The sequence below is a fragment of the Eubacteriaceae bacterium Marseille-Q4139 genome, from assembly GCA_018223415.1.
Lineage (GTDB): Bacteria > Bacillota > Clostridia > Lachnospirales > Lachnospiraceae > CABSIM01.
Map to the genome: position 1 here is coordinate 195,430 of JAGTTQ010000001.1, position 12,219 is coordinate 207,648.

Annotated in this window: 12 protein-coding genes; 2 read left to right on the top strand and 10 right to left on the bottom strand. The window is 53.3% G+C overall.

The features are described from left to right. Positions 1 to 11: 11 nt before the first annotated feature. Together KE531_00975 and KE531_00980 are read right to left on the bottom strand one after the other, a co-directional pair. Entirely contained in the window at positions 12 to 551 is a 540-nt protein-coding gene (locus tag KE531_00975) for a L,D-transpeptidase family protein (protein MBR9952204.1), read from the bottom strand. 162 nt (positions 552 to 713) lie between these two features. Then, a complete protein-coding gene (locus tag KE531_00980; GenBank protein ID MBR9952205.1) occupies positions 714 to 2,033 on the bottom strand; it encodes a 4Fe-4S dicluster domain-containing protein in 1,320 nt (439 codons plus the stop codon). Positions 2,034 to 2,321: 288 nt separating this feature from the next. Between KE531_00980 and KE531_00985 the strand changes: the two genes are divergently transcribed. Next, a complete protein-coding gene (locus tag KE531_00985; GenBank protein ID MBR9952206.1) occupies positions 2,322 to 3,347 on the top strand; it encodes a branched-chain amino acid aminotransferase in 1,026 nt (341 codons plus the stop codon). A gap of 309 nt (positions 3,348 to 3,656) precedes the next feature. Continuing rightward, positions 3,657 to 6,305: a cation-translocating P-type ATPase gene (locus KE531_00990; protein ID MBR9952207.1), complete on the top strand. Its 2,649-nt coding sequence runs from the start codon at positions 3,657 to 3,659 to the stop codon at positions 6,303 to 6,305. Between the two features lie 71 nt (positions 6,306 to 6,376). Here KE531_00990 and KE531_00995 read toward each other — a convergent pair whose 3' ends face one another. The 8 genes from KE531_00995 to KE531_01030 all read right to left on the bottom strand — a co-directional run bounded on the left by KE531_00995 (position 6,377) and on the right by KE531_01030 (position 12,188). Then, positions 6,377 to 6,706, bottom strand: coding sequence for a hypothetical protein (locus tag KE531_00995; GenBank protein ID MBR9952208.1), 330 nt, complete (start codon positions 6,704 to 6,706; stop codon positions 6,377 to 6,379). Then, a complete protein-coding gene (locus KE531_01000; protein MBR9952209.1) occupies positions 6,703 to 7,830 on the bottom strand; it encodes an aldo/keto reductase in 1,128 nt (375 codons plus the stop codon). The genes KE531_00995 and KE531_01000 overlap by 4 nt, the downstream gene beginning before the upstream one ends. Before the next feature lie 24 nt (positions 7,831 to 7,854). Then, on the bottom strand, positions 7,855 to 8,292 hold the full coding sequence (locus tag KE531_01005) for a MarR family transcriptional regulator (protein MBR9952210.1): 438 nt from the start codon (positions 8,290 to 8,292) through the stop codon (positions 7,855 to 7,857). Between the two features lie 226 nt (positions 8,293 to 8,518). Beyond that, positions 8,519 to 9,478, bottom strand: a complete 960-nt coding sequence (gene dusB, locus KE531_01010) for a tRNA dihydrouridine synthase DusB (protein MBR9952211.1) — start codon at positions 9,476 to 9,478, stop codon at positions 8,519 to 8,521. Then, the gene (locus KE531_01015) at positions 9,475 to 10,287 is read right to left on the bottom strand and encodes a hypothetical protein (GenBank protein ID MBR9952212.1); all 813 of its coding nucleotides are present in this window, start codon (positions 10,285 to 10,287) and stop codon (positions 9,475 to 9,477) included. The genes dusB and KE531_01015 overlap by 4 nt, the downstream gene beginning before the upstream one ends. Next, positions 10,274 to 10,627: a hypothetical protein gene (locus KE531_01020; GenBank protein ID MBR9952213.1), complete on the bottom strand. Its 354-nt coding sequence runs from the start codon at positions 10,625 to 10,627 to the stop codon at positions 10,274 to 10,276. Before KE531_01020 ends, KE531_01015 begins: the two co-directional genes overlap by 14 nt. 14 nt (positions 10,628 to 10,641) lie before the next feature. After that, a complete protein-coding gene (locus KE531_01025; GenBank protein MBR9952214.1) occupies positions 10,642 to 11,289 on the bottom strand; it encodes an HAD family phosphatase in 648 nt (215 codons plus the stop codon). A gap of 116 nt (positions 11,290 to 11,405) precedes the next feature. After that, the gene (locus tag KE531_01030; GenBank protein ID MBR9952215.1) at positions 11,406 to 12,188 is read right to left on the bottom strand and encodes an N-acetylmuramoyl-L-alanine amidase; all 783 of its coding nucleotides are present in this window, start codon (positions 12,186 to 12,188) and stop codon (positions 11,406 to 11,408) included. Positions 12,189 to 12,219: the final 31 nt, after the last annotated feature.

Genomic DNA, 12,219 nt, shown 5'->3' on the forward strand with positions numbered 1-12,219 from the left:
CCTTCCTGATTTTACTCTGCCTGCCGGATTACGATTTCTGCATGTTCACCGATGGAGACAAGGAGCGTTTCCATGTTTTCCTCGGGAATGGAAATGCAGCCGGAGGTGTACTGATCGCCGTCCGTAAGGCAGTGGAGAAAGATGGCAGAGCCCTTTCCCGGAACCTGTTCTTCGTTGTAATCCAACGCCAGGCAGTAGTCGTACCAGGGAGAAATGGAGGCGAGATTCTCTGCCGATGTCCAGTCCTTTCCGGCCTCCTGATTTTCCGCGAAACGGTTGTAAAAGCGGCTTTCCGGATCATCCACCCAGACGTCGCCGTCCTTTACCTGGCGGTATCCCATGGCGCAGCCGGGATCTTCTTTTATCCCGAACGCCATGACAAAGCCGTAAGTTCCGGAAGGCGTCTTTTTATCGCCCTCTTTTTTCTCCTCCGGGGAAGCGAGGCCCGCGCGCCCGATGAGGCCTGGCACGGAAAAGACGGCCTCTCCGTTTTTATAATAGGTCACTTCCGCCGCACTTTCTTCCGGATCCGGGACTTCCACCAGGATCACGTCTTCTGCCTGGGGCTCTTTTTCTTCTCATTCCCATCCCGGCCCGACAGGGGCTTCTTCGGCGGCAGAGGCGGAAAACGCCGTGCCGAATAAAAGCGCTGCCGTCACAAATACCCCTGCAAACCATGTCTTATATCTTCTCTTTTTCATGGGCCCTGCCTCCTACTGCTGCTCTTTTGCTTTTGCCGCCTTCTCCCGGCTTTTATTTACCTGGCTGGACAGGAGCTTGTCCAGATAAATGGACTTAAACTGCTTGCTTGCCAGCGCCTGCTTCACCGGCGGGAGATTTAAAATCACCGAGAACATGGCCGCCATGGCGCGGTGGTTCGCAAAGGCCTCGTTGTCGAATACCAGGTTCTGGAGCGTACCCTTTTCGATAGCCTGCAAAATGAAGCGGTGGGTGCTGTTGACCGGCGTGATGATCTGGATCGGCCGGCGTTTTAAGACGATGGTCTTCGTCGGGCAGTTCCTCGCGCAGACACCGCAGCCGAGGCAGATTTCCTTGTTGATGACCGGGCGCTTTTTATGGGTCGTCTCATCCTCTTTCATGGTAATCGCAAGCACCGGACATACCTTCTCGCATTTCCCGCAGCCGACACAGCCCTCTTCGCCGATTTCCGGCATGTAGTTGGTGGTGGCCACCGGCTGCATCGGGGCAAACCGCCTTGCCGCCTGAAGCGCCTCGCAGCAGCAGCCGCAGCAGTTGCAGATAAAAGCCGGGTTCTCCCTCACGTTCTCGCCGATCTGCACCAGGTTTGCCGCATAGGAACGCTCCAGCGCGTCCATGGCCTCCGCCTTGGAAATGAGCTTCGCATGGCCGCCGTGCTCGGCCAGGGACCTTGCCACGTTCCCAAAGGTCAGGCAGACGTCCCAGGGCGCGTCAATCTCACAGGGATGTCCGGCATGGTAGGCCTTATGGCGGCAGTAGCAGAGGCCAAGGCCGATGTAGTCGGCTTCCTCTACGATATGGCTGGCCCGCTCATAGTCTAAAATGTGATTCATGTGCTCGTTGGTGAGCACCGGCTCCTGGACGTAGACGCGGCCAAGCTTCGTCTCTGTGGCATAGAAAAGGTCTTTTACGAAATCCTCTTCCACATTCATATACTGGTAGTAGAGTTCGCTTAAGTATTTCTGGTCGATGTCTCCACGCGTCCGCATGAGGGCAAACTCGATGAAGCCGGCCATGGGCGGCGGGATTACGAATTTCCTGACGCCGTTATGCTCCGAGTCCACCAAAAGCGCCTTTTCGCAGAGCTGGTCCAGCACCTTTTCTGCCTTTGCCTCCGAGGTATTCCAGATCCTTGCCGCCCGCTTGATGGTAAACGGCCGGACAGGAAGAAGCGCCATGACCCTGGCTTCCTTTTCCGTAAACAGTACCTGCAAAATTTTATAGAATGTCTCAGAAGCCGGTGCCCCCTGGGTAAACCAGTTGATCCGCTCTTCCAGGCTTTTGTATGCGTCCTTCGTCGTAAGATGTCCCATAGATTCCTTCCTTTCTGTTCTGTTTTCCGCTGCCCCGGGCCCCTGTCTTTCCGCCCGGGAATAGATTTCATAACCTGACTTTATATTGTATCATTTTTCTCGCCCGAATCCAACATTTTTTTGAAAATTTTACCGAAAAGAACTTGCAGGATGGGAAAGAAGTTTATATAATGAACGTAATCTTTCCGGAATCCTGACCCACGGATAACCTGGATATGAAAAAAGTTCCGCCATACCCTGCGGAACAGTACAGGCCGGCCGAAAGCCGGCAGATTGGAGGAATTTCCTATGGGAAAACAGAACATCGACTGGGCAAATCTGGGCTTCGGCTACATTAAGACCGATTACAGATATGTTTCCAATTTCAAAAACGGCGCCTGGGATGAGGGCGGCCTGACGACCGATGAGAACATTGTATTAAATGAGTGTGCAGGTGTCCTTCAGTACGCACAGACCTGCTTTGAAGGCCTGAAGGCCTATACGACCGAGGACGGCCATATCGTTACCTTCCGTCCCGACTTAAACGGAGAGCGCATGGAAAACTCCGCAAAGAGGCTGGAGATGCCGGTATTCCCGAAGGAGCGCTTTGTCGACGCAGTCACGAAGGTTGTGGAGGCAAACGCTGACTTCGTTCCGCCTTGCGGCTCCGGCGCAACCCTCTATATCCGCCCCTACATGTTCGGGACAAACCCGGTCATCGGCGTAAAACCGGCAAGCGAGTACCAGTTCCGCACCTTCACGACGCCGGTGGGCCCGTATTTTAAGGGCGGCGCAAAGCCGATCACCATCCGCGTCTGCGACTATGACCGTGCGGCCCCCCATGGAACAGGCCATGTAAAGGCCGGCCTCAACTACGCCATGAGCCTTTACGCCATCGTGGATGCCCACAACCAGGGCTTTGACGAGAACATGTACTTAGATTCTGCCACGAGAACGTATGTGGAGGAAACCGGCGGCGCCAACTTTATCTTCGTCACAAAGGATAACACCGTCGTAACTCCGAAGTCCTCCACGATCCTGCCGTCCATCACGCGCCGCTCCATCCTCTATGTGGCAGAGCATTATCTCGGCCTCAAGACGGAAGAGCGTGAGGTTCCGTTTGCCGAGGTCAAGGACTTCGCCGAGTGCGGCCTCTGCGGCACGGCTGCCGTCGTCTCCCCGGTCGGAAAGATCGTCGACCACGGAAAGGAAATCTTAATGCCAAGCGGCATGGAGAAGATGGGCCCGATCACCCAGAAGCTCTACGATACCTTGACAGGAATCCAGATGGGACGCATCGAGGCGCCGGAAGGCTGGATCCATGTAATCAAATAGGAACTTGTCCCGGGGGCTGCCAGCGCAGCCCCCTCTTTCTGTTTGCAAAATAAGCGCTAAAGACTTTGGTTCCCCATTGACAGAGCAGAAAAAACATGATACGTTTAATACCAGTAAGGGAGTAGTCGGCACGGAAGCTTTCCTGTGCAGCATGTCAACATCTCTGGATTTATTCCTGGCCTGCTTTGGATGACGAGACTTACCAGATTTTCGGATCTGGTAGGTCTTTTTTTATTCCACCGGAAAGGCTTCTGTGTATGGCTTCTGCTCCCGCTGGAAAACCTTAGAAATGAAAAGGAGGAACCTGACATGAAAGAATATCTGTCAAGCATCCGCGACGTTCTGGAAAACCAGAAGACCACGTCCGAAGGCCTGTCTTCCAAAGAGGCCGAAAGCCGGCTTCAGAAATACGGGAAAAACCGGCTGGCCGAAGGGAAAAAGGAGTCCCTTTTTAAGCGTTTCCTGGATGAGCTGGCCGATCCGATGATCCTGATTCTCCTGGCCGCCGCCGTCATTTCCGGCATCACCGCATATTTTGAGGGCGAGTCCTTTGCCGACGTCATCATCATCCTGCTTGTCGTCGTCATCAACGCCGTTTTGGGCGTCGTCCAGGAAAGCAAGGCTGAGGCGGCCATCGCCGCGCTCCAGGAAATTGCCGCTGCCACCAGCAAGGTTCTAAGGGACGGAAAGACCGTGATTTTAAAAAGTGAGGAGCTGGTGCCCGGCGACATCGTCCTTCTGGAAGCCGGAGATTCCGTGCCGGCCGACGGCCGCATCATCGAAAGCGCCAGCATGAAAATCGAGGAAGCCGCCCTCACCGGCGAGTCTGTGCCTGTTGGGAAAATCGCTGACCTTTTGAACCTTAACGGAGAAAAGGATGTGGCGCTCGGCGACCGGAAAAATATGATGTACATGGGCTCCACTGTCGTCTATGGCCGCGGGAAGGCCGTCGTCACCCAGACCGGCATGGATACGGAGATGGGAAAAATCGCTGATGCCCTTGCAAAAGCCCAGGACGAGGAAACGCCGCTTCAGCTAAAATTGAACCAGTTAAGCAAACTCCTCACCGTGCTTGTCCTCGGCATCTGTGCCGTCATCTTTGCTGTCGGCCTCTTCCGCGCCCAGGCAGGCCCCGAAGGGATCACCGGCGGCACCATCTTAAATACGTTCATGGTGGCCGTCTCCCTGGCTGTGGCCGCCATCCCGGAAGGCCTCGCCGCCGTTGTCACCATCGTGCTCTCCATCGGCGTCACCAACATGTCCAGGCGGAACGCCATCATAAGAAAGCTGACGGCTGTGGAAACCCTGGGCTGCACCCAGATTATCTGTTCCGACAAAACCGGAACTCTGACCCAGAACCGGATGACTGTCACTGCCCACTCCTGCTCTGACCAGAAACGCCTCATGACAGCCATGGCCCTCTGTTCTGATGCAGAATTTGACGGGGAAGCCGGGTATGCCGTGGGCGAACCGACAGAATGCGCCCTTGTAAACGATGCGGAAAAGAATGGCCTGCCGAAAAAGGAACTTTCAAGAGAATACGTCCGCGTGGCCGAAGCGCCTTTTGATTCCATGCGGAAAATGATGTCCACGGTTCATAAAATGCCTGACGGTAATTTCATCCAGTTTACGAAAGGTGCTCCTGACGAAGTCTTAAAACGGTGTACGATGGCCCTTGTGGACGGAAAAACCGTCCCCATGACCGAGGAAATCCGAAATGCGGCTTTAAAGGACAACAAAGACATGGCTGACCGTGCCCTGCGCGTCCTCTGCGCCGCCCAGAGGGAATGGGACTCCCTTCCTTCCAATCCCTCTCCGGAGACGCTGGAATGCGGCCTCACGTATCTCGGCCTCTCCGGCATGATTGACCCGGTGCGCCCGGAAGTAAAAGCCGCCATCGGCGAATGCCGGCGCGCCGGGATCCGCCCCATCATGATTACCGGCGACCATAAAGACACGGCCGCCGCCATCGCTATGGAACTCGGTATCATTCACGATCCGTCCCAGGCCATCACCGGCGCCATGCTAAACGAAATGGACGATGAGCAGTTTTATAACGACATCGAACGCTATTCCGTCTACGCCCGTGTCCAGCCGGAACACAAGGTACGCATCGTAAATGCCTGGAAGAAGAAGGGCATGATTACGGCCATGACCGGAGACGGCGTCAACGACGCACCGTCCATCAAAAGTGCCGACATCGGCATCGGCATGGGAATCACCGGCACCGATGTGACGAAAAATGTGGCTGACATGGTGTTAGCCGATGACAATTTCGCCACCATCGTCTCTGCCGTTGAGGAAGGGCGCCGGATCTACGCCAACATCCGCAAGGCCATCCAGTTCCTTCTGGCCTCCAACCTGGCCGAGGTGCTCTCCATCTTCTTTGCGACGCTCATCGGGTTCACGATTTTAAAGCCGGTGCATCTTCTGTGGATCAACCTGATTACCGACTGCTTCCCGGCTCTGGCCCTGGGCATGGAAAAGCCGGAATCCGACATCATGGATCAGCCGCCGAGAGACCCGAAGGAGGGGATTTTTGCCGGCGGCATGGGCTTTGACGTGTTCTTCCAGGGCGCCGTTGTCACCGTCCTCGTCATGGCGTCTTACCTGCTGGGGCACTATATGGAAAGCGGCGTCTGGGAATTTGTGGACAGTCCCGACGGCACGACCATGGCCTTCCTTACGCTGTCCATGGTGGAAATCTGCCATTCCCTCAACATGAGAAGCCGCCGCGGTTCGCTCTTTGCCATGAAGACCAGGAACGTCTTTCTCTACGGCGCCATGGCCGTCTCCCTGGTGCTGACGACAGCCGTCATCGAAATCCCGTTCCTTGCGAACGCCTTCTCCTTCACGCCCATTGACCTGAAGGAATATCTCGCAGCGCTGCTTCTCGCCGTCCTGATTATTCCGATTATGGAGATTGTGAAGTTTGTGCAGAGAAAAATGGGGAAATAGATTCTAAACATGCGCGCCACCCGGCAAGGAGCAAAAGCCCTCCTGCCGGGCGGCGCAATTCTTTCTGTTTTCTATTGTTTGAGGCTGCCGGGCTCTGCTTCCTGTTTTTCGTCACTGTAAAACAGGAGAACTTTGCCGCGGCTTTTCGCGTATTCGATTTCCTTCATTGTGGATTCGCCGATATAGCCGTCCACGTCCATGATATATACCACGTCGCTCAGGTCGATCTTTTTGAAATGCGCCTTTGAAAGGTTGTCACACATCTCCGGCGAAAGTTCCAAATGGTCTTCATTATACATGCAGGATAAAACATTGTATCCACGAATTGCTGCCAGCTCGAAAGCCATCCTTTTCATTTCATCCGAGAAACGCAGGCTTCCGCAGATTGTCAGGATTTTCATGCGGTGTGCCTTCCCTCAAATCTGTCGGCAACTTTTTTAACCCACTCCCGGATGGGAAGATGCTGCGGACACATTTTTTCACATCGCCCACACTCGATACAATCGCCTGCTTTTCCAAACTGCTCTGAAAAATGGCTATACAGCATTGTTTGAGCAGTCCACGCCTTTGTTGCAAGCTCCTGCATATCCGCATTGTAGAGAGCAAAGTATTTTGGTATTGCTATGTTTTTCGGACATTTGTTGATACAATAGGCACAGCCTGTACAAGGTATGGCAATGCTGCTATTGATGATGTCTGCCGCTTTTTGAACCAGCGCATATTCTTCCTCTGCAAACGGTGTGAAGTTTTCCATATAAGACAGGTTATCTTTGACCTGTTCCAGATTACTCATACCACTCAAAACCAACATCACATTTTCATGGCTTGCCGCAAAGCGGATGGCCCATGAAGCAGCAGACAGATCGGGACGATAGGCTCGGAACAGATTTTCTGCTTCCTGCGGGATATTGGCAAGTGTCCCGCCTTTAACAGGCTCCATGACAATAACGGGCGTCCCATGCCTTTTTGCAGTTTCATAACATTTGCGCGCTTGGATTGTGTCGTTTTCCCAGTCAAGATAATTCAGTTGTATTTGGACGAAATCCACTTCCGGGTGTTCTGTCAAAATCCCGTCCAGAACATCTGCGGTATCATGGAATGAAAATCCGATATGCTTTACAAGACCGGCCTTTTTCTTCTCGGCAAGGAACTCAAAAACATGGGTATCTTCTGCTGTCTTGCGGCGGTTGCCGCCCATATCATGAATTAGGTAGTAGTCGAAGTAGTCAACGCCGCACCGCGCAAGCTGCGTTGTGAAATATTCCTCCAGCTCGCTCTCTTCGCGGATAAGAACAAGGGGCATTTTATCTGCAAGCAGAAAAGCAGAACGGGGATAACGATCTGTAAGGCACTCTTTCACGGCGGCTTCCGATTGCCCGTTGTGATAAAACCACGCCGTATCAAAATATTGAAATCCTTTTTCAAGAAACAGGTCAATCATATCACATAGCTGTTTCTTATCCGGCTGTGCAAAATCGTCGTTTACAAGCGGCAGGCGCATAAGCCCAAAACCTAATTTTTTCATGTGCTTTCCTCCATTCTGAAATGCTTAAATCCCTTTGATTTTGGATATACATGTGGCGGTATATTTCTCCCAGAGGTCTGTCATAATCTGCTGTTCCGGCTCTGTCAAAGAAGCAAAAGTTTCTAATTCTGCCTTTTCAATATGGGAAACGACTTGCCCTTGAAATAGCCGTCCCTTTTTCGTCAACATGATAGAACGGGCGCGTCTGTCGTCGGGATTTTCCACTAATGTTATATATCCTTTCTTCTCAAAAGAGAGGATTACTTTGTTGACTGTCTGTTTTGGAAAATACAGCGTGTCACATATTTCCTTTTGCGTCGTCCCGTCGTCAATCAACTGTAAGACAAACATGGAAATATAGGTCAAATCATGTTCCTTTGCATACTCCTCATATACATGGTTTAATCTCTGCCATGCAAGATAGAAGCGTTTTAAGTTTTTGGGTCTGTTTAATTCTTTCATCGTATAGTCCCCTTTTAGACCATTATAGCAGAAAGTAAATCAGAAAATCAATCCCTGGCTCGTCTTTGATATTGGCATTTTTCATCCTCTGTCCATGTTAAGTCATAGGAAAAGTTTTTGAAAAAACTTCTCACATGATATTGAATGAGGGGACACACAAGGATTTGGGACTATCACATAAAAAGAGCGGGGAAAAATTCTCCCGCCCCATTTCTTCTCTCCTTTTTTACAGCCGTCTCTCAATCAACTCGCACAGCTCATCCATAGTCTCCACAGCATTGATGTCATTTCTCAGAGCCGCCGAATTGGGATAGCCGGCCGTGTACCAGGCCACGTGCTTTCTCATCTCCCGCATGCCGGCAAACTCGCCCTTAAATGAGAGCATCAGCTCACCGTGGCGCAGGATCATGGCTTTGACCTCCTCCTTCGAGGGCTTTTCCGGCAGGATTCCGGTGTCAAGATACTCCCGGATGCGCCCAAAAATCCATGGATTTCCCTTGGCGCCGCGGGCCACCATGATCCCGTCACAGCCGGTTTCCCTTAAAAGACGCTCTGCATCCTCCGGGGAAAACACGTCGCCGTTTCCGATGACCGGGATTTTCACGGCTTCCTTCACTCTCCGGATAATGTCCCAGTCGGCCTTTCCCGAATAATACTGCTCCCTTGTCCTTCCATGGACAGCCACGGCGGAGACGCCGCAGGCCTCGGCGATCTTCGCAATCTCCACCGCATTGACCGAATTATCATCAAAGCCTTTCCGGATTTTCACCGTCACCGGCTTTTTCACGGCCCGCACCATAGCCGAAAGAATCGCCTCCACAAGCTTCGGATTTTTCATTAACGCCGAGCCCTCGCCGTTTTTCACGATCTTTGGCACAGGGCACCCCATGTTCACGTCGATGATATCGTAGGGCCCGTCCTCCAGCTCCGCCGCAATCTGCGCCATAATCTCCGGATCGGAGCCGAAAAGCTGGAGGGATACCGGCCGTTCCTTTTCATGAACCTCCAAAAGCTCCTTCGTATTCCTGTTTTTATAGAGCACTGCCTTTGCGCTCACCATCTCCATGCACACAAGACCGCAGCCCTGCTCCCTGCAAAGGAGCCGGAACGGCAGATCCGTAACGCCGGCCATGGGCGCCAGAATCACGTTGTTTTCCAGCTCCACGTTTCCGATAGCAAGCCTCATGACACAAGAACTCCCTCTACGTTCACATAGCGCCCGTCAGGCGTGTAGGTATTCGTCAGCATGGCTCCGGTGGACTTGTCCATATAATACCAGTTCCCCTGGGTGTTAAACCAGCCGAACACCATAGTTCCGTCGGAATTAAGGAAATAATATTTCCCGTCCTTTAAAAGCCAGCCTGTCTGCATGGCGCCGACACTGTTAAAATAATACCAGCTTCCGTTGACGCGCTGGAACCCCGTGAGCATGGTGCCGTATGGGTCGATCAGGTACGTCGCGCCCCCAAGCTTTGCCCACTGGCTCGAAACATAGTTTCCGTCTTCCTTCTTAAGCTTCCAGCTCCCGTCCGCCTGCTGTTCCCAGGTTCCGGACGTGCAGGGATCCCCGAAAATATAGTAGGTATTCTCCTCAATCTTTAACTGTTCCTGGGCATCGGAGGAGCCGGGGCCGCCGGAATACTGGTCGTCCTCCCAGGAACCGTCGTTTCCTTCCGGGTTTGTCCCCATATCGCCGGGGCCGCCGCCCGTCCAGCCGTTGTCGTAAGCCGGGTTGTTTTCCGGCCGTCCGCCATAGTTGTAATTGTAATTATAGTTATTATAATAGCTGCCGTACGTGTTTTCACTGCACACACAGACGCCGGAGCCGTTAGGCCCCTGGTTTTCCAGGCAGGTACACCTGCCTCCGCCATCCGGCCCGCTAAGTTCACCGCTTCCGTAAGGACAGCCGCAGACAGCCGCAGAGACGGACAGCGCGCTTCCCGCCGTAAAAACCGCCGCCGCAAGAGCCAGACATGCCTTTTTACTCTTCTTCATCCGTAATCCCCTCCAGTTTATCTCCCAGGAATACCACGCGGTAGTACAGTTCCAGCGCCTCCAAAAGCTCCCGCTTTTCCCGCTGGTACTGCCTGATCTTTAATCCGCTGCCGATCTCATCAAATAGATAATCATTCTCATCTGCCTGCACCCGGAACTCCAGCGTCCCATCCGGCTCAAATTCCAGCGTCAGGATTCCGCCCACGTCCTCCGTAAACAGCACGCAGAGAATCTGAAGCTCCTTTTTTATATGCTCCGGCAGCGCCTTAAAGGTTTCGTTAAAATAATATTTCTGCTCGTAAGAATTCGCCCCGCAGAGCACAATCCGTTCTTCATCCATCGTTTCCACCGCCTTTACAGATAGGAAAGGATTTCGTCAATCCGCCCCACATGGATGTCGGCCAGGCTCTGGTCAAAGCCGAACCTGTCATCCTTTAATGCCGCCACCGTCATGCCGGCGCGCTTGGCCGCCTCGATTCCCACCGTGGAATCCTCGATGACGAAGCACTCCTCTTCCGGCACGCCCAGGGTCTTTGCCGTATAGTGGTAAATCTCCGGGTTCGGCTTGCTCTGTTTAAACTGCTTTCCGCTGACAACCAGATCAAAAAACGGGCGCATCCCGGTTTCCTCAATAATCCTGGCAATCAGCTCCGGCCCTGTCGACGATGCCAGTGCCACAAGATAGCCGCGCTTTTTTAATTCCACGGCAGCCGTCATGGCCTCCTGGCGGAAAATTTCTCTATAATTGACGCCGCTGTACACGTCGAGCGCCGAAAACTCATCCCTTAATTCTTCCCATGTCTGGCCATTTGACACCGCCTTTGCCATGACGCTCCAGCTATCTTTACGGCTTAAACCCACCATGGGATTGATCTGTTCCATCGTCACTGCCGGATTTTTCGTCTTCGCAAACGCCAGCAGATACTGGTTGTACACAAATTCGCTGTCCACGATGACGCCGTCCATATCAAATATCACTGCGCGGATTTTTCTCTCTGTCATCCGTATTTCTCCTGTCTCTCATTCTTCTGCCGCCGGCCGGAATTCCCATATACCGGCGGCAGTCTATATTTTAGCGTATTTTCAAGGAATTTGCAAGGACAGGCGCGCCTTTCCTCCTAAGACTGGATGATGACCGTGTTGTAGCCAAGGTTTCTTAACTCCCGTTCCATCCGCACAGCATTGTCAAGCTGTTTAAAAGCGCCGGCCCGCACATAAAACAGCCCGTTTTTTGCCACGAGGAAAGCCGGGAACCCCTGGGCCCGCAGTCTGGAAAGTTCCCGGTCCGCAAACGCCCGCACACGGAAAACGCCGGTCTGCACCATATAAAAGCCCGGCTCCTCACCGGCCTCCATCTGGTCGCGCTGCTCGAAGGTACGGAGAATCCCGTCGGCGATGGCGTCGGCCGTCGCAGCCAGGTTCGCGTCGAAAAATTCATTGTCCCTGTCATTATCGAGAAATCCGGCCTCAATCAGTACAGCCGGCATCCGTGTTTTTCTGAGTACCACAAGCCCCGGCCGCTCCTTTACGCCGAGATCCGTCCATCCCACCGACGCCAGCGCTTCGCCGATATTCCGGCCCAGAAGCCCTGCAAGCCCCTTATCGGAATACACGAGGTTTTCCACTCCTGACGCCGTATTTGGCTCCGGCATGGCATTCAGGTGTATGGAGACAAAAAAGTCCGCGTCCGAGCGGTTTGCGATGTCCGCCTTCTCCTGTGGCGAATCGTAATCGTCCGTCACCCTTGTAAACTCCGCCCGGATCCCCCGGCGCTCCAGGGCACTGCCCAGATCGAAGGCAAGCTGGAGGGCATCGTCCTTCTCCTGCCTTCCGTTATAGACGGCCCCCGGGTCGCTTCCGCCGTGGCCTGCATCAATAATCACTGTTCTCATATGATTCAAAAGGAAGACTCCTTTCTGATTCCCTGTTCTA